At 72.2% G+C, this 16,752-nt stretch carries 15 protein-coding genes and 2 tRNA genes; 5 read left to right on the top strand and 12 right to left on the bottom strand.

The window, feature by feature from the left end:
- Positions 1–22: 22 nt before the first annotated feature.
- Positions 23–2,911, bottom strand: coding sequence for a leucine--tRNA ligase (gene leuS, locus CP984_RS27145; RefSeq protein ID WP_003985031.1), 2,889 nt, complete (start codon positions 2,909–2,911; stop codon positions 23–25).
- A 599-nt stretch (positions 2,912–3,510) separates the two neighbouring features.
- On the opposite strand from leuS, the gene CP984_RS27140 reads away from it, so the two are divergent.
- From CP984_RS27140 to CP984_RS27130, 3 genes are all read left to right on the top strand, one after another.
- Complete coding sequence (locus CP984_RS27140; RefSeq protein ID WP_003985032.1) at positions 3,511–4,497, top strand: hypothetical protein; 987 nt, start codon at positions 3,511–3,513, stop codon at positions 4,495–4,497.
- The gene (locus CP984_RS27135; protein ID WP_032922857.1) at positions 4,494–6,035 is read left to right on the top strand and encodes an NADH-quinone oxidoreductase subunit NuoF family protein; all 1,542 of its coding nucleotides are present in this window, start codon (positions 4,494–4,496) and stop codon (positions 6,033–6,035) included. Before CP984_RS27140 ends, CP984_RS27135 begins: the two co-directional genes overlap by 4 nt.
- A gap of 90 nt (positions 6,036–6,125) precedes the next feature.
- Positions 6,126–6,560: a VOC family protein gene (locus tag CP984_RS27130; RefSeq protein ID WP_003986233.1), complete on the top strand. Its 435-nt coding sequence runs from the start codon at positions 6,126–6,128 to the stop codon at positions 6,558–6,560.
- Positions 6,561–6,664: 104 nt separating this feature from the next.
- Here CP984_RS27130 and CP984_RS27125 read toward each other — a convergent pair.
- Positions 6,665–6,737, bottom strand: a tRNA-Ala gene (locus CP984_RS27125).
- A gap of 163 nt (positions 6,738–6,900) precedes the next feature.
- Between CP984_RS27125 and CP984_RS27120 the strand changes: the two genes are divergently transcribed.
- Positions 6,901–8,208, top strand: coding sequence for a glycosyltransferase 87 family protein (locus CP984_RS27120; RefSeq protein ID WP_004571980.1), 1,308 nt, complete (start codon positions 6,901–6,903; stop codon positions 8,206–8,208).
- A 14-nt stretch (positions 8,209–8,222) separates the two neighbouring features.
- Here CP984_RS27120 and phsA read toward each other — a convergent pair whose 3' ends face one another.
- The 10 genes from phsA to CP984_RS27075 form a co-directional block, all read right to left on the bottom strand.
- The gene (phsA, locus tag CP984_RS27115) at positions 8,223–10,055 is read right to left on the bottom strand and encodes an O-aminophenol oxidase PhsA (RefSeq protein WP_004571981.1); all 1,833 of its coding nucleotides are present in this window, start codon (positions 10,053–10,055) and stop codon (positions 8,223–8,225) included.
- Between the two features lie 197 nt (positions 10,056–10,252).
- Complete coding sequence (locus CP984_RS27110; protein ID WP_004571982.1) at positions 10,253–10,486, bottom strand: hypothetical protein; 234 nt, start codon at positions 10,484–10,486, stop codon at positions 10,253–10,255.
- Positions 10,487–10,489: 3 nt separating this feature from the next.
- Positions 10,490–10,735 (bottom strand): hypothetical protein, encoded by a 246-nt coding sequence (locus CP984_RS27105; protein ID WP_004571983.1) that lies wholly within the window; start codon positions 10,733–10,735, stop codon positions 10,490–10,492.
- A gap of 163 nt (positions 10,736–10,898) precedes the next feature.
- Positions 10,899–10,971 (bottom strand) — tRNA-Ala (locus CP984_RS27100).
- Positions 10,972–11,122: 151 nt separating this feature from the next.
- The gene (locus tag CP984_RS27095; protein WP_030179781.1) at positions 11,123–11,776 is read right to left on the bottom strand and encodes a histidine phosphatase family protein; all 654 of its coding nucleotides are present in this window, start codon (positions 11,774–11,776) and stop codon (positions 11,123–11,125) included.
- Positions 11,773–12,207 (bottom strand): ribosome silencing factor, encoded by a 435-nt coding sequence (gene rsfS, locus CP984_RS27090; RefSeq protein WP_004571985.1) that lies wholly within the window; start codon positions 12,205–12,207, stop codon positions 11,773–11,775. The genes CP984_RS27095 and rsfS overlap by 4 nt, the downstream gene beginning before the upstream one ends.
- 173 nt (positions 12,208–12,380) lie before the next feature.
- Positions 12,381–14,228, bottom strand: coding sequence for an LCP family protein (locus CP984_RS27085; protein ID WP_004571986.1), 1,848 nt, complete (start codon positions 14,226–14,228; stop codon positions 12,381–12,383).
- A 60-nt stretch (positions 14,229–14,288) separates the two neighbouring features.
- Entirely contained in the window at positions 14,289–14,918 is a 630-nt protein-coding gene (nadD, locus tag CP984_RS27080; protein ID WP_043978447.1) for a nicotinate-nucleotide adenylyltransferase, read from the bottom strand.
- 44 nt (positions 14,919–14,962) lie between these two features.
- Complete coding sequence (locus tag CP984_RS41450; RefSeq protein ID WP_004571988.1) at positions 14,963–15,124, bottom strand: hypothetical protein; 162 nt, start codon at positions 15,122–15,124, stop codon at positions 14,963–14,965.
- 172 nt (positions 15,125–15,296) lie between these two features.
- Positions 15,297–15,476: a hypothetical protein gene (locus CP984_RS27075; RefSeq protein WP_004571990.1), complete on the bottom strand. Its 180-nt coding sequence runs from the start codon at positions 15,474–15,476 to the stop codon at positions 15,297–15,299.
- A gap of 141 nt (positions 15,477–15,617) precedes the next feature.
- Here CP984_RS27075 and CP984_RS27070 point away from each other — a divergent pair, with 141 nt between their 5' ends.
- On the top strand, positions 15,618–16,745 hold the full coding sequence (locus tag CP984_RS27070) for a M48 family metallopeptidase (protein WP_004571991.1): 1,128 nt from the start codon (positions 15,618–15,620) through the stop codon (positions 16,743–16,745).
- The last annotated feature ends 7 nt before the right edge of the window (positions 16,746–16,752 follow it).

Below are 16,752 nucleotides of genomic sequence, written 5' to 3'. Positions count from 1 at the left end.
TTCCGCCGCCCGGAACAGCGCCTTACACAGGGACGATGTTCACCAGCTTCGGCGCCCGCACGATCACCTTGCGGATGCCGGCGCCGCCCAGCGCCGCCAAGACCGCCGGGTCCGCCAGCGCCGCCGCCTCCAGGTCCGCTTCCGTGATCGACGGCGCGACCTCCAGGCGGGCCTTGACCTTGCCCTTGATCTGGACGACGCAGGTCACGGTCTCGTCGACCACGTACGCCGGGTCGGCGACGGGGAAGTCCTGGTGGACCACGGAGTCCTGGTGGCCCAGCTTGCGCCACAGCTCCTCGGCGATGTGCGGTGCCAGCGGCGCGATCAGCAGGACCAGGCGCTCGGCCACCGTGCGCGCGACCGGGCCGCCCGTCTTCGTCAGGTGGTTGTTCAGCTCCGTCACCTTGGCGATGGCGGTGTTGAAGCGCAGGTTGGCCAGGTCCTGGTTGACGCCGTCGATCGCCTTGTGCAGCGCGCGCAGCGTGTCCTCGTCCGGCTCGGCGTCGACGACGGTGACCTCACCGGTCGCCTCGTCCACGACGTTGCGCCACAGGCGCTGCAGCAGGCGGTACTGGCCGACCACGGCGCGGGTGTCCCACGGCCGCGAGACGTCCAGCGGGCCCATCGCCATCTCGTACAGGCGCAGCGTGTCCGCGCCGTACTCCGCGCAGATCTCGTCCGGCGTGACGGCGTTCTTCAGGGACTTGCCCATCTTGCCCAGGACGCGGCTGACCTTCTCGCCCTGGTAGTAGTACGCCCCGTCGCGCTCCTCCACCTCGGCGGCGGGTACGGCGATGCCGCGGCTGTCCCGGTAGACGAACGCCTGGATCATGCCCTGGTTGTACAGCTTGTGGAAGGGCTCCGAGGAGGCGATGTGCCCCAGATCGTGCAGCACCTTGGACCAGAAGCGGGCGTACAGCAGGTGCAGCACCGCGTGCTCCTGGCCGCCGACGTACAGGTCGACGCCACCGCTCGGCTGCCCCTCACGGGGGCCCATCCAGTACTGCTCGATCTCCGGGTCGACCAGCGCGGTGTCGTTGTGCGGGTCGGTGTAGCGCATCTCGTACCAGCAGGAACCCGCCCAGTTGGGCATGGTGTTGGTCTCGCGGCGGTACTTCTTGGGGCCGTCGCCCAGGTCCAGCTCGACGTTGACCCAGTCCTCGTTGCGGGACAGCGGGGTCTCGGGCTGGGTGTCGGCGTCGTCCGGGTCGAAGGTGCGCGGCGAGTAGTCGTCGACCTCGGGCAGCTCCAGCGGCAGCATCGACTCGGGCAGCGCGTGCGCCACGCCGTCCTCGTCGTAGACGATCGGGAACGGCTCGCCCCAGTAGCGCTGCCGGCTGAACAGCCAGTCGCGCAGCCGGAAGTTGACGGTGCCCTCGCCGATGCCGTTCGCCGACAGCCACTCGGTGATCTTTACCTTGGCTTCCGGGACGGTCAGGCCGTCCAGCGAGATGTCCGCGCCCGCGATGTCCGCACCGGACGAGTTGACGATCTTCGCTTCGTACGAGTCGAAGGCGTCGTCCCAGGTGGCGGGGTCCTGGCCGCGGCCGTCCGACGGCTCGACCACGCAGCGCATGGGCAGCTCGAAGGCGCGCGCGAAGGCGAAGTCGCGGCTGTCGTGCGCCGGGACCGCCATGATCGCGCCGGTGCCGTAGCCCATCAGCACATAGTCGGCGATGAAGACCGGGACGCGCTCGCCGCTGACCGGGTTGGTCGCGTACGCGCCGGTGAAGACGCCGGTCTTGTCCTTGGCCTCGGCCTGCCGCTCGACGTCCGACTTGGCCGCGGCCTGCTTGCGGTACGCGGCGACCGCCTCGGCCGGGGTCCCGTAACCGCCGGTCCACACCTCGTGGGTGCCCTCGGGCCAGGCGTCCGGGACGATCGAACGCTCGCCGGAGACCAGCTCGTGCTCGGGTGCCAGCACCATGTAGGTGGCGCCGAACAGGGTGTCCTGGCGGGTGGTGAAGATGGTGATCTTGTCGTCGCCGACCGGGAAGTCCACGCGCGCGCCCTCGGACCGGCCGATCCAGTTGCGCTGCTGCAGCTTGATCGCCTCGGGCCAGTCCAGCCCGTCCAGGTCCTCCAGCAGGCGGTCCCCGTAGGCGGTGATGCGCATGTTCCACTGGCGCAGCTTGGCCTTGAAGACCGGGAAGTTGCCGCGCTCGGACCGGCCCTCGGCGGTGACCTCCTCGTTGGCCAGCACGGTGCCCAGGCCGGGGCACCAGTTGACCGGCGCGTCCGAGGCGTACGCCAGGCGGTACTCGCCCAGCACCTCGGCGCGCTCGACGGCGCTCAGCGCGCTCCACGGGCGCCCGTCCGGGGTCGCGCGCTCACCGGCCTCGAACTGCGCCACCAGGTCGGCGATGGGGCGCGCCTTCTTCGCGTCGGTGTCGTACCAGGAGTTGAAGATCTGGACGAAGATCCACTGGGTCCACTTGTAGTAGGCCGGGTCGATCGTCTCGACCGACCTGCGCAGGTCGTGGCCCAGGCCCAGCCGGCGCAGCTGGCGCCGCATGTTGACGATGTTGGCCTCGGTGGAGACCCGGGGGTGGGTGCCGGTCTGTACGGCGTACTGCTCGGCGGGCAGCCCGAAGGCGTCGAAGCCCAGCGTGTGCAGCACGTTGTGGCCGGTCATCCGCAGGTGGCGGGCGTAGACGTCGGTGGCGATGAAGCCCAGCGGGTGGCCCACGTGCAGTCCCGCACCCGAGGGGTACGGGAACATGTCCATGATGAACTTCTTGGGCTTGGCCACCAGCTCCGGGTCGCCGGCCAGGTCACCCTTCGGGTTCGGGGCCTCGTACGTCCCCGCCGCCTCCCAGAAGTCCTGCCAGCGCGCCTCGATGTCGGCGGCCAGCGCTGCCGTGTAACGGTGCGGCGCTGCCACCTCGGCAGCCGAAGTCGTCTCGCTCATCGTCCTCAAAGCTCCATCGGTCGTCTCTGCCTGCGGCTACTGCGAGAAGTGCGAATTTCTGCGGAAACAAAAAGGCCCCTCGCACAGGAGGGGACGCCGCGCCGATGCCGACCGGAAGCTCACCGGTCGGTACTGATCAGCGCGGCCCGCTAAGCAGAAGGTGTACCGCACGCATGGCGCCAGGGTACCGCAGGGGGCGCCGGGCCCGCTGGGAGCTTACGGCGGGGTGGCCGGGCAGGTGGCGCGATCGGGCGGTCGTAGTGGCGCGACAGGGGCTGTGGAGCGTGGAACAGCCGCGTACGGGCGCAAAAAGCCCCCGGGCCCTGCACGCGAACCCGGCACCCGCGCCTTTCCCCCGGACCCGACACCGAATCCTTGGCGGACACCCGCTCCGCGCCATTCACCCAGACCCGACACCGGCCCCTGGGCGCGAACCCGACACGAACCCTTAGCGCAAACCCGACGCCGGCCCCTTAGCGCAAACCCACCCCGCGCCTTTCGAACAAGCCCGACGACCGACCGTAGCAGCGCGCCGCCCCGCACCACCCCGCTTATGCAAAGCCCGCCACCCCGGCCCGGGGCCCGCCTACCTTTCCCGCATGCGCCCCCACCGCAAGCGCCGCGCCGTCCCCGGCCCGCGCCTCCCCGGCTTACCCCGGCCCGGTCTGTCCCTGCCCCGCCTCCATACGGAGGGCCCGATCCGGCCGCCCTCCGGTCTTCACCGCCCGGGGCCCCGGGACGGCCCGCACGCCGCCTCGCCCAGCGCGCTGACGGTCCAGGCCCCCCGCCGTCCCCGCGCGCGCCGCCGTCCGGCGCTCATCGCCGGAGCCGCCGCCGCTCTCACCCTCCTGCTGCTCTCCGGGACCGACCCGCTACGCGCCTTCCTCGACTTCACCGGCGGCGTGCTGGCCCTCGTATCCCTCACGTCCGCCGTCGTCTGGGGGCTGGTCGCCGCAGGCCGTACAGTCCTCCTGCCGCGCAGCAGGCTGCTGGCCCAGGGGGTGCACCGGGCCCTCGGCACCGCCTCCCTCGGCTTCCTGGTCCTGCACATCGCGGTCAAGGTCGCCGAGGAGCACATCCACGTACGCAACGCGCTGCTCCCCTTCACCGGGACGCCCGCGCCCGAAGCGGCCACGCTGATCGGCTTCGGCGCCGTGGCGGGCTATCTGATGGTGCTGGCCGCCGCGACCGGCGCGCTCCGCAGCGCCTTCGCCGGCCGCGGCCGCGCCTCGGAACGCTGGCGCGCCCTGCACGCCTGCGCGTACCCGGCCTGGTGCCTGGCGCTCGTGCACGGCCTGAAGGCGGGCCGCAGCCCCTCGGGCTGGGTCACCGCCGGATACGCACTGTGCCTGGCGGCCGTCGCCGCCGCCCTCCTGGCACGTGCCTTCCTCCCCCACGTCCTACGGGTCCGCCTGCGCGCCCGCAGTGCCGCTCCACCTCCGGAGCCTCAGACGCCCCCGCCACCCCAGGAAGGCGCGCCACCGCCGTACCCGCCCACCGCGCCCTCCCTCTACGGACAGCACGCCTTCCACCCCGAGCCCACCCCGTTCCCCCGTCCCGCCTCGCACGGCCGGATCCGCCCATGAGCGGCCCGCTGCCCGACGTCCCGCCCGTCTTCGCCCTCGGCCCGCCCCGGCTGACCGCGGGCCTCGACCAGGCCGAACGGCTGGACCGCCGCGCGCACCTGCTCGTCCACGGCTCGCCGCCGTCCCTGACCGCCGACCGGCTGGCCGAGCTGGCCGACGCCATCGCGCTGCGCGGCCGCGGCGGCGCGGGCTTCCCGCTCGTACGGAAGCTGACGGCGGTCGCCCACCACGCGCGGCGCACCGGCGTGCGGCCCGCGGTCGTCGTCAACGGCTGCGAGGGCGAGCCGGCCTGCCGCAAGGACACCGTCCTGCTGTGCCGCGCGCCCCACCTGGTCCTGGACGGCGCGCTGCTCGCCGCCGACGCGCTCGGCGCCCGCACGCTGGTGGTGGGTGTGACCAAGGACACGGCCGAGCGGTCGGTACGGGACGCGCTGGCCGAGCGCGGGCTGCGCGACCGCCGGCGCGGGCGGTCGCCGCGCGCCCGGCTCGCGCGGGTACCGGAACGGCTGGTCTCCGGCGAGGCGTCCGCGCTGATCCGGGCGGCGGAGGGCGGACCGGCGCTGCCGCCGGGGCGGCGCGTGCGGGCCGCGGAGTCGGGACTCGGCGGTGTGCCGACGCTCTTCTCCAACGCGGAGACGTTCGCCCAACTCGCCGTCGCGGCCCGGCTGGGCGCGCACCGGTACGCCGCGACCGGCGCGCCCCGCGAACCCGGCACCCTGCTCCTGACCGTGTCCGGCGCGGTGCCCTCCCCCGCCGTCGTCGAGGCGCCGAGCGGGGTGCCGCTCCCGTACGTCCTCCAGGCGTGCGCCGCCGATCCGTCCCCCGGCGGCGTCCTGGTGGGCGGCTACCACGGCGCCTGGCTGGACGCCGCGACCGCGTACGGCACGGTCGTCACCCGCGAAGCGCTCGCAGCCGGCGGCGGCGCGCTTGGCGCGGGGGCGGTGCTGCCGGTACCCGCCGACACCTGCCCGCTGGGTGAAGCCCTGCACGTAGCGCGCTGGCTGGCGGCGGAGTCATCGGGCCAGTGCGGGCCCTGCCGCCTGGGCCTGCCGTCGATGGCCGAAGCGCTGGCGGACGTCCTCGCGGGCGGCGGCCAGGAGGCACTGGAAGCCGTACGGCGCGCCGCGCAGGCCGTGCACGGGCGTGGCGCGTGCAAACACCCGGACGGCGCCGCCCGATTCGTACTCTCCGCACTGGCCGCCTTCCCCGACGATCTCGCCGCGCACGTACTGGGCGGCGGATGCGGCCGGGAGACCACCGGCGTACTCCCTCTTCCAGCACCGGAACCGGCGGGCGCGGCCGACGGTACGGGCGCCGGGGCCGCGGACCCGGCTGCCGCCGGGAGCCGGCTGGCCGTGGACTGGACGCTGTGCGAGGGCCACGGCCTGTGCGCGCGGCTGCTCCCCGAGACCGTACGCCTGGACCCGGACGGCTACCCCCTGATCGCAGACGCCGCCCTCCCGCCCCGCCTCCACCCCCACGCCCAGCGCGCCGTCCGCCGCTGCCCCGCCCTCGCCCTGCGCCTGGAGAAGCCCTGAGCGGCCGGGCGTCACCGGGCCGTCCTGCGGCGGGCCGGGACGTTCCGGAAACGCCCCTCGTCCGGCGCATGCCCATGCCAAGCTGATCACATGGACGGACACCACGCCCCCGCCACCGTGCGGCGCAAGCGCACCGACTCCTCCGGTCTCGCCGAACCGCGTGTCCTCATCCGTGTATTCGTGGAGCCGGGCGGGCTGGACGCGAGCATCGCGTTCTACGAGCGTCTGCAGGACCGCGAGGCGGACGCCCGGTTCTCCTTCCCCGCCGAGAACCTCCGGCTGGCGACGGTCGGCGCCTTCCTGCTCATCGAGGGCGGCGAGGAGGACCTGCGCCCCTTCCGCTCCACCGTCGGCACGCTGCTGGTGGACGACGTGCGCCCGTACCACGAGAAGCTCGTCGCCGAAGGGGCGGAGATCATCTTCCCGCTCCAGGAGGTACCGACCGGGGCCGCGTTCAACGCCCGGCACCCGGACGGCACGGTGGTGGAGTACGTCCATCACCGGCCGACCCCGGACGGCCACTGACCCCGCGGACCGCGGAAGCACCGGCAAACGAAAGATCCCGCCCGGTCGCATCGACCGGGCGGGATATCGTGGACTCCGTGAGCTGACTCACTGTCGTCCTGCTGTGGAGCTAAGGAGAATTGAACTCCTGACCTCCTGCATGCCATGCAGGCGCTCTACCAACTGAGCTATAGCCCCTTACTTGGTCCGCCGCGGTTTCCTTCCGGCTCCCCGCTGCGGCATCGCCTACATTACACGGACCTCCCCGCCTTCTGCCAAATCGATTGCCCGCGGCCCCCTCGGGGCGGCTCGATGTACTGTCGGCGGGCCGTGCCCGATTCGTCCTGGGGAGCTGTACGCCGTGTCCGCGCTGGAGCTGGAACGGTCCGCCGCACCCGGCGGCCGTACCCCGCTGAGGGACTTCGTCCGCCGCCGTCCGCTGCTGATGGCGGCGGTGGGCTGTGCGGTCTCCTTCGCCGCCTTCTGGATCGTGCAGCGGCTGGCGCACGTGACGATGATCGATCTGATGGTCTACCGCGCCGAGGGCTGGACCGCCCGCAACGGCGAGGACCTCTACGACATGGTCGCGACCTCCGCGAACCTGCCCAACACCTACCCGCCCTTCGCGGCGCTGCTGTTCACGCCGCTGACGCTGGTCGGCGTGCCGGAGATGCGCACCCTCGCCACCCTTGGCAACCTCCTGCTGCTGGTGGCGGTCGTGCACCTCGGCCTCCGGCTCGCCGGCCGCCCCCGGCGCATACCCCCGCTCGCCGCGGCGCTCGCCGTGGCCGCGGTGCTGGTCTGGTGCGAGCCGGTGTGGACGACGCTGCGCTACGGGCAGATCAACCTGCTGCTCGCCGTGCTGGTCCTGTGGGACCTGACCCGCAAGGACACCAACCGGTGGGCCGGTGTCGGCATCGGCCTGGCGGCGGGCATCAAGCTCACCCCGGCCCTGTTCGCGGTCTTCCTCGCGCTGGCCGGTCTCGTACGGGGCTGGCAGCGCCTGCGCGCAGGCTCGGGTCCGCGGGGCGCGTGGAACCCCTGGCTGCGGCAGGCCGCCGTGGCCTGCCTCACCTTCCTGGGCACCGCCCTGCTGTCCGCTCTCGTGCTGCCGCACGACTCCCGGCGCTTCTGGACGGAGATCATCTTCGCCGCCGACCGGGTCGGCGAGGTCGAGATCACCGCCAACCAGTCGCTGCGCGGCGCGCTGGCCCGGCTGCTGCACACCCACGATCCGGGTCTGTGGTGGCTTGCGGCAGCGGCGATCGTCGCCGTCCTCGGGCTGGCCCTCGCGGCCGGCGCGCTGCTGCGCGGCCGCCGGGCCTGGGCGGCCGTCGCCTGCGCGGTGACCGCCCTGCTGGTCAGCCCGATCTCCTGGTCGCACCACTGGGTGTGGGGCGTGCCGATGCTGATCCTGCTCGGCTCGGAGGCGATGGCCCGCGGCAGCTTCGGCAGCCGCAGCGGCAAGCGGTGGTGGGCGGGGACGCTCGCGATGGGGCTCCTCTTCTGCTCGTACGCCCTCTGGTTCGTGCCGCACCGCTACCACCACCACGAGGAACTCCACCAGAACGGCGGCCAGATGCTGCTGTCCGGCATCTACCCGATCGCCGGACTGGCCTTCCTGGCCCTGACCGCCGTGCTGCTGCGGCGGGACCGTACAACCCCGTAGGTTCCCGGCCCCTCTCAGTGGCCGTCGTGGCCGTGCCCGCCCGGCGCATGGTGATGGAACTTCAGCACCTCGCGCGGCATGACGACGAACGGGCGCATCATCCCCGTGTCCTCGTGCTCCAGGATGTGGCAGTGGTACATGAACCGGCCCGTGGCGCCCTGGAAGCGGCCGATCACCTCGACCATCTCGCCCGGCGGGACCTGTATGACGTCCTTCCAGCCCTGGTCGCCGGGGGAAACCGGCTCCGGACCGCCGTGGTCGAGCGGGGCGCGGGTGCCGCCGAGATCGCGGTCGTACGGGGTGTTCGGGTCGGCCGGGTAGCGGTGCCGGGCCAGCACCTGGAAGTCGACCAGGTGGAGGTGCATCGGGTGGCTGATGCCGCCCAGGTTCAAAAAGCTCCACTGCTCCCAGTCGCCGTGCCGGATCAGGTGGCCGAGCGCGTCGTCGAACATCCGGGCCGTACGGCGGTAGGTGCGCACCGTGCCGTTCGCGCCGCGGATCTGGATGACGCCCTCGGAGGGAATCCGCACCTCCGCCTCGGGAACCTCCCGCATCTCCCACATCTCGGGGTGGTAGTTGCCGACCGCGCCGGGCGGGGTGAGGGCGATGAGCCGGTGCTCGTGGGCGGGCACCGAGCCGTGGGTGAGCCGCTCGAACGACGGGGAGATCACCTGCGGCAGCACGAACGGGTCGGGCACCCGCGCCGCGCCCACCCGGAACTGCATCACGTCCGGACACGCCACCCTGGGGTCCGCGTTGACGAGCCGGAGCGTACGGCCGCGCAGCCGGGCGAAGTCGACCAGCACGTCCATCCGCTCGGCGGGCGCCACGGACAGTTCCTCGTCCCCAGGGACCGGGCGCGGCAGCAGCCCTCCGTCCGAGCCGATCTGCCACACCGCGCCCGTCACCGGCACACCGGTCGCGTCGTCCACCAGCCGGAGCCGGAAGGTGCGGCTGTTCGCCGCGTTCAGCACCCGGAAGCGGTACCAGCACGCCTCGACGTCGGCGTACGGCCAGATGACGCCGTTGACGAGGGTGTACGGGCCGACGAAGGGCTGGGTGACGTTCTTGCCCTCCTTGCCCAGTCGCCCGATCAGGGTCTTGTGGAGCAGACGGCCCGTCAGGCAGCCCTCGGCGTCCGTGTCGAGGTTGCGGTCCTGGATGACGAGCGGTATCTCCCGCCGCCCGGAGGGCAGATGGAGCATGTCCTCCTCGTCGTCCCGGATCAGGTACATGCCCGTCAGGCCCGCGAAGACGTTCCAGCGCGTGATGTCCATGGCGTGGTCGTGGTACCACCAGGCCGTCGCACGGTGGTCGTTGGGATACTCCGCGCGCTGGGTGTCGCCGGGCAGGACGGCATTCTCCGACCAGCCGTCGTTGCCGCCGCCGGTCACCGCGCCGTGCACATGCGTGACCGTCCAGGGCGGGAGGGCGGCGACGCCGTCCAGTAGCGTGCCGTCCCCGCGGCGGCCCGGCTCGTCGGTCGGCGGCGGTGCGCCGACGGCCTGCTTCGCCTCGAAGGCCGTCACCGGATGGGCGCCGGTGAGGCGGTTGTTCCAGTTGACGCGCAGCCGCCGGCCGCGGCGCACCTCGATCGTCGGGCCCGGATAGTGGCCGCCGTACGCCCACACCTTCGTCGGCGGCAGCTCGGAGTGCAGCCGCACCCAGGTGGTGGTCTGGTCGATGTCGATGCCGCGCAGCGCCTCCTTGCGGCCCGGCCGCAGGACGGGCGGGACGCGCAGCGCGTCGATGAAGGGTGTCAGTCCGGCCATGGCCGCCCGCTTGTGCGCGTCGCGGGGCGGATGCGCCGGTGCCTGCCGGACAGGATTGATGGTCATGTCGCTCATGACGCGACCCCCGTAGTGCTTCCCCCGTGCCGCCGGCCGTCTCCGGCGGCAGCTTTCGCCCCGTCAACGCACCCGCGTTCCGGTGGAGTTCCGCCCTCCCGGAGAAATCGGCGGAAGATTTCGCGCGCCTGCCGCACCACCGGGCCGCGCCCGGCCGCCTACGGACCGTCCCGCCGGGATCCGTCCCCGCCCCGTACCTAAGCCGTGGCGAACGAATAGAAACGCTTCAGCGTGCAGTGCTCGTCCAGCAGCCGCCCGTAGATCGGCTCCCCGTCGAGTTCGCGGTACGTCTCGATGGGGTCGCCCTTTATGACGAGCGCCCGCGCGCACTCCTCGCACCAGTACTGGTAGTCGGCGTTGACCGGCTCCATGTCCCGCACGATCGGCGTTCCGCTGCCGCACCAGTCGCATTTCCTGCTGTGAGCGCCCATCCGTCAGCTCCAGCTGTGGCCGCAGGCCGTACACACGAACGAGATGCCGCCGTTGTCGCCCAGCACCTGGGCCACGTGGGGCGAGCCGCAGGAGGGGCACTGGAGGACGGCGCCGGCCGTGCCGCACACGGCACCGGCGGGCCGGGCGCAATGGCTGGGGCGGGGCGCGGCCTCCGGCAGCGGGCCGGATCCCCGGGCCGCGGGCGCGGCGTACGGGTCCTCGACCTCCTCCATGATGCTCGTGGGCATCGCGTCCTCTCCTCCCCTGCCGGCGCCGTCCGAATTCTGCCACGGACCGCCGACCGGGTCAGTCCCGCTGCCGTGGCGGCTTCGATCAGCACACCGCCGCTGCCGGGCGTCGGATACGCAATGATCCCGCCTCCCTGAGCGGGAGACGGGATCATCCGAGGTGTGGAGCTAAGGAGAATTGAACTCCTGACCTCCTGCATGCCATGCAGGCGCTCTACCAACTGAGCTATAGCCCCGGGTCTTGTTCCGCTCCTCCGGGGTTTTCCCCGGCGGCGCCGCGAACAAGAAGAACTTTAGCCTGCGACCTGCCCAGATGTGAAATCCGGTCCCTCCGGGCCGCCGGCGGGGCGGTCCGCGGGGCCTCGCCGCGGCCCGCGGCAGGCCCGCTCAGGTGTCGTCGCCGAGCACCGGCTCCGGCAGCGTGCCGGCGTTGTGCTCCAGCAGGCGCCAGCCGCGCGCGCCCTCGCCGAGCACGGACCAGCAGCAGTTCGACAGGCCGCCCAGTCCCTCCCAGTGGCGGGACTCCAGACCCAGCAGCCGTCCGATGGTCGTACGGATCGTGCCGCCGTGGCTGACCACGACCAGGGTGCCGCCGTCCGGCAGCTTGTCCGCGTTGCGCTCCACGACGGGGGCCGCGCGGTCGGCCACCTCGGTCTCCAGCTCGCCGCCGCCGCGCCGTACGGGCTCGCCGCGCTTCCACGCCGCGTACTGCTCGCCGTACAGCTCCACGATCTCCTCGTGGGTCAGGCCCTGCCAGGCGCCCGCGTACGTCTCGCGCAGCGCTTCGTCGTACGCGACCTCCAGGCCGGTGACGGCCGCCAGCTCACCGGCCGTGGCGGCGGCGCGGCGCAGGTCGGAGGCGATGATCGCGTCCGGTTCGAGGGCCGCGAGCAGCCGGGCGGCGCGGCGCGCCTGCGCCAGGCCCTCCTCGGTCAGCTCGATGTCGGTGGTGCCCTGGAAGCGGCGCTCCAGGTTCCACGCCGTCTGGCCGTGGCGCCACAGGACTATGCGGCGGCCCCGGCCGCCCTTGGTGCCGTTCAGCTCAGCTCTCCGTCCTGCTCGGCCGCGGTGGCCTCGGCGTGCGCGGCGGCCTTGCCGCGGGTGGCCTTGGCCTCCTCGGGCAGGTCGAGCTCGGGGCAGTCCTTCCAGAGCCGCTCAAGGGCGTAGAAGACGCGCTCTTCGCTGTGCTGGACGTGGATGACGATGTCCACGTAGTCGAGCAGCACCCAGCGGGCCTCGCGGTCGCCCTCGCGGCGCACCGGCTTGGCGCCCAGGTCCTTGTTCAGCCGCTCCTCGATCTCGTCGACGATCGACTTGACCTGGCGGTCGTTGGGGGCCGAGGCCAGCAGGAACGCGTCGGTGATGGAGAGCACGTCGCTGACGTCGTACGCGATGATGTCGTGCGCGAGCTTGTCGGCGGCCGCCTGTGCGGCGGCCTGGATGAGCTCGATGGAGCGGTCGGTGGCGGTCACAATCCAGCTTTCGGGATCGGTGGTCAGGTACCCACCAAGGGTCTCACGGACCGCCGACACTCCCGCCGGACTTTACGGGCGGGGGCCCGGTGCCGGGGCACCGCCCTCGTACGGGGCCCGGCCGGGCCGGGGCGGCCGGGCCCGTCGGCCCGTGCCGCGCCCCGCCCGGCCCCTCAGCCCTTGTAGTCCTGCCCCAGGACGATCATCACGTCCGCGTTCGGGGCGGCCTTGCCCTGCTTGACCGCGCCGGCCGGCAGGCCCAGCGTCTTGGCGGCCTCCTCGGCCTTCGTCTTCTGGGCGGCGTCCGCGTACGTCACCTCGGAGGCGGGCTTCGCCGCCGCCGTACCGCCGTCGACGAACGAGTAGCCGCCGTTGACCAGGGCGATCCGCGCCTTGTCGGTCGCTTCCTTCTTGCCGGTGGCGTTCTGGACGCTGATCCGTGCGGTGGCGGTGGGGTCGGCCTTCTTGAGGGTGCCACCGAGCACCTCCTTGACCACGCCGTCCGCCGCCTGCTTGCTGAGCGTGCCGTCCGGCTGCACCGGCAGCAGGGTGGTCCCGTAGGCGCCGGACTTCGCCAGCTCGGCCCGCTGGGCCAGCGAGCTGCCCAGCTCCGCCTCGGTGAGCGGCGGGTCCAGGATCTGCAGGAGCGACTTCACGGTGGCCGTCGCGCCGTCCGCGTCGCTGGAGACCTTCTTCAGAGTGGCCTGCATCACCTGTCCGAAGCGCTCCAGCTGCTTGGTCTGCGGCTCGCCGGGCGCCTGGTAGGTGGCGTACGCGACGGCCGCCTGGCCGTTCAGCTCCTGCGCCTTGCCCTGCTTGACCAGCGGGTTGTCGCCCTTCTTGGCGCCGGGCACGGTGGCGTCGGTGTCCACCGTGATGCCGCCGGTCGTCTCGACCAGGTTCTCCAGGTACGGGGTGTCCAGCCGCCAGCTGGCCTTGATGTCGGCGCCGAAGAGGGTGTTCAGGGCCTCCCTGGTGGTGTCGATGCCCTGGTCCTTGACGGACTTGGCCAGGGTCGTGGACCCGCCGTCCTCGGTGGAGACCGCGAGATTGTTGGGCAGCAGGACGGTGGTGCCCTTGTGGGCGCCCTCGTTGTCCACCAGGAGCGCGGTGCTGCTGTTGCCCTTCGGGTCCTTCAGGTGCACGACGAGCACGTCGCGCTTCTGTCCGGCCGCCCCGCCTTCCTTGCCCGCCCCGGCACCCGAGAGGCCGGGCAGTTTGCCCGCCCACCACAGGTAGCCGACGCCGCCGACGAGCAGCAGGACCAGCAGCACTATCAGCATGACCTTGCGGCTGCGCCCGCGCCGCTTGGCCTCCTCGCGCCGCTCGGTGCGGCTCTCGGTGAACTTGAGCCAGTCGATGACGTCTTCCGAGTCCTCGGCCGGCTCCTCTATGAACGAGAACTGCTCGGTGCGGTAGTCCGGGGCGCCGTCGGGGCCCGGGGACGCCGCCCGGTCCGCGGTGTCCGCCGTCCGGCCGCGCGGCGCCCGGTCACCGGTCTCCTGGGCGGGCGGCTGGGCGTGCGACTGGACGGGCTGCTGAGCAGGCTGCTGGGCGGGCTGTCCGTACTGCTGCTGCTCCGGCTCCTGGTAGGAGACCTGCTCGTACGACGGCTGCGCCGACTGCTGCGGAATCCACCCCTGCTGCTGCTGTTGCTGCTGAGCCTGCTGGGGGTTGCCGTACGGGTCGTACTGCTGGCCGTACTGCTCCTGGGGCGCCTGCTGGTGGCCGTACGGGTCGTAGCCGTATCCCTGGTGCCCCGCGCCGGGCTGTTCCGGCCCCTGCTGCCCGCCGTGCTGCTGCTGGCCATAAGGGTCGTACGGAGCCTGTCCGCCATACGGGTCGTAGCCCACCGGCTGCCCGTACTGGTCGTACGCGACCTGCTGCGGCGCCTCCTGGTAGACCGGCCGCCCGTAGGCGTCATAGGCGTACGGCCGGCCCTGCTGCTGCGCTTGCTGTCCCTGCTGCTCCTGGTGGGCATACGGGTCCTGCGGCACGTACGGGTCCTGTCGGTCGTTCACCGGTGCCCCTTTCCGTGAGCCCCGTCGGCGGTCGTCGTCGGCGGCCGTCGTCAGCGGATGTCAACGGCCGTCGTGGCCGGCCGGGTCCTCGCGGTACAGGTCGCGCTTGTCGATGTAGCGCACGACGCCGTCCGGAACCAGGTACCAGACCGGATCCCCCTGGGCGACGCGCGCCCGGCAGTCGGTCGAGGAGATGGCCAGGGCCGGCACCTCGACCAGGGACACCGCCCCTTCGGGGAGCCCTGGGTCGGCGAGTATGTGCCCGGGCCTGGTCACCCCGATGAAGTGGGCGAGCGAGAACAGCTCCGGCGCGTCGTGCCAGGTCAGGATCTGGCCGAGCGCGTCGGCGCCGGTGATGAAGAAGAGGTCCGCGTCACGGTGCTGCTGGTGCAGCTCGCGCAGCGTGTCGATGGTGTAGGTCTTGCCGCCGCGGTCGATGTCGATGCGGCTGACGGAGAACTGCGGGTTGGACGCGGTCGCGATGACCGTCATCAGATACCGGTCCTCGGCCGGGGACACCGTCTTGTGGCTCTTCTGCCACGGCTGCCCCGTCGGCACGAAGATGACCTCGTCGAGGTGGAACTGGCTGGCCACCTCGCTGGCGGCGACCAGGTGTCCGTGATGGATCGGGTCGAACGTTCCGCCCATCACTCCGAGCCGCCGCTTCACGGGCCCTGTCTGCTCTCCCATGCGTGCAGACCCTACTGGGCGCTGCGCGGTGCCGGGTGCCGCCCTCAGCGGTCCCGGTTGAAGCGGGTGGTGATCCACAGCAGGAGAAGCAGGGCAATCAGGGCGCCGCCACCCGTGACGAACGGGCTGAGGCTCTCGTGGCCGCCCCCCTCCTGACCGCCTTCGGCGAGGGTGACCAGGTGCTGTGCGGTGGTGTGCAGGCTCATCGTCGGCTAGGCCAATCCAGGATGGGTTCGGACAGAGACTTCCGCCACATCGTATGCGTGAGCCCGCCCGCGGCTCACGCCGACTCCGCCGGGAGGGCGCTCGCACGCCCGTGCGCGCGGGTGTGCGGTGCCCGCCCCGGCGGGTGAACGGGCGGACGGCGGGACGGGACGGTCAGCGGCGGTCGTCGCCGTCGCCGTCCCTGTCGTCCTTCCCGTAGTTGCGCAGCAGGACCCACGCGAGGAACACCGCGCCGAGGATGCCGACGATCAGGACGGTGCGCAGGACCCAGCCCGGCCCGTCGTTCTTCGAGGTCTCCGCCGCGGCGGCGAGCAGCACGCTCGTGTTCGGCATGAGTCAAGCGCTCCCTTTGTACGGGCATGTGGGCATCTGCGCGCCCCTGGTGCGCTCGCCAGCGTACGCCTGGGCATCCAAACCGCTGTCAGTGGCGTCCTCTAGTCTGAATCACACGCAGTCGAACAGGGGGAGGCCCCAATGACGGAGAGCCCAGGCGGCAGCGAGCGCGTACCGAGCCGGGACCGCAGGCGGTTCCCCGGGATCTCGTCCCGCGCCTACGAGCACCCGGCGGACCGCTCCGCGCTCGTGGCCCTGCGCAAGCTGAGCGGGTTCGACACCGTCTTCAAGACGCTCAGCGGCCTGTTGCCGGAGCGCAGCCTGCGGCTGATGTTCCTGTCGGACTCGGTGCGGGTCAGCGACCAGCAGTTCGCGCATCTCAACGACATGCTGCGGGACGCGTGTTACATCCTGGACCTGGAGAAGGTCCCGCCGATGTACGTGAACCAGGACCCCTCGCCGAACGCCATGTGCATCGGCCTGGACGAGCCCATCATCGTCCTGACCACCGGCCTGGTCGAGCTGCTCGACGAGGAGGAGATGCGCGCGGTCATCGGCCACGAGGTCGGCCACGCGCTGTCCGGCCACGCGGTCTACCGCACCGTCCTGCTGTTCCTGACCAACCTCGCGTTGAAGATCGCCTGGATTCCGCTGGGCAACGTCGCGGTGATGGCGATCGTGACGGCGCTGCGCGAGTGGTTCCGCAAGTCGGAGCTGTCGGCGGACCGTGCGGGACTGCTGGTCGGGCAGGACCTCCAGGCGTCCATGCGCGGTCTGATGAAGCTGGCCGGCGGCAACCACCTGCACGAGATGAACGTGGACGCGTTCCTCCAGCAGGCCGAGGAGTACGAAGCCGGCGGCGACCTGCGCGACTCCGTCCTGAAGGTGCTGAACATGCTGCCGCGCAGCCACCCCTTCACCACCGTGCGCGCCGCCGAGCTGAAGAAGTGGTCCGCCAGCCGCGACTACCAGCGCATCATGGACGGCCACTACCCGCGCAAGGAGGAGGACAAGGACACCTCGGTCTCCGACTCCTTCCGCGAGTCCGCCGCGCACTACGCCGAATCGGTGCGGACGAGCAAGGACCCGCTGATGGGTCTGGTGCGCGACATAGCCGGCGGCGCCGGCGACCTGGGCGGCAAGCTGCGGGACACGGTCTTCCGCGGCGGCTCCCGGCCCGGCGGCTCGGGCGGCGCCAACGGCACCGGTGGCACCGGCGGTACGGACGGCCCGGACGCCGGCGGCCCGGAGGGTCCGAGCGGACGCTGACGGCAGG

This window comes from Streptomyces rimosus (genome assembly GCF_008704655.1).
GTDB classification, from domain to species: Bacteria; Actinomycetota; Actinomycetes; order Streptomycetales; family Streptomycetaceae; genus Streptomyces; species Streptomyces rimosus.
This window is presented reverse-complemented; position numbering and strand designations above follow the sequence as displayed.

Bases quoted from the DNA above. Each gene is read 5' to 3' on its own strand.
- CP984_RS27135 (WP_032922857.1), top strand. From the start codon at position 4,494: ATGAGCGGCCCGCTGCCCGACGTCCCGCCCGTCTTCGCCCTCGGCCCG.
- CP984_RS27140 (WP_003985032.1), top strand. From the start codon at position 3,511: ATGCGCCCCCACCGCAAGCGCCGCGCCGTCCCCGGCCCGCGCCTCCCC.
- CP984_RS27110 (WP_004571982.1), bottom strand. From the start codon at position 10,486: ATGGGCGCTCACAGCAGGAAATGCGACTGGTGCGGCAGCGGAACGCCG.
- CP984_RS27105 (WP_004571983.1), bottom strand. From the start codon at position 10,735: ATGCCCACGAGCATCATGGAGGAGGTCGAGGACCCGTACGCCGCGCCC.
- CP984_RS41450 (WP_004571988.1), bottom strand. From the start codon at position 15,124: ATGAGCCTGCACACCACCGCACAGCACCTGGTCACCCTCGCCGAAGGC.
- CP984_RS27070 (WP_004571991.1), top strand. From the start codon at position 15,618: ATGACGGAGAGCCCAGGCGGCAGCGAGCGCGTACCGAGCCGGGACCGC.
- CP984_RS27075 (WP_004571990.1), bottom strand. From the start codon at position 15,476: ATGCCGAACACGAGCGTGCTGCTCGCCGCCGCGGCGGAGACCTCGAAG.
- phsA (WP_004571981.1), bottom strand. From the start codon at position 10,055: ATGAGCGACATGACCATCAATCCTGTCCGGCAGGCACCGGCGCATCCG.
- leuS (WP_003985031.1), bottom strand. From the start codon at position 2,911: ATGAGCGAGACGACTTCGGCTGCCGAGGTGGCAGCGCCGCACCGTTAC.
- CP984_RS27130 (WP_003986233.1), top strand. From the start codon at position 6,126: ATGGACGGACACCACGCCCCCGCCACCGTGCGGCGCAAGCGCACCGAC.
- nadD (WP_043978447.1), bottom strand. From the start codon at position 14,918: ATGGGAGAGCAGACAGGGCCCGTGAAGCGGCGGCTCGGAGTGATGGGC.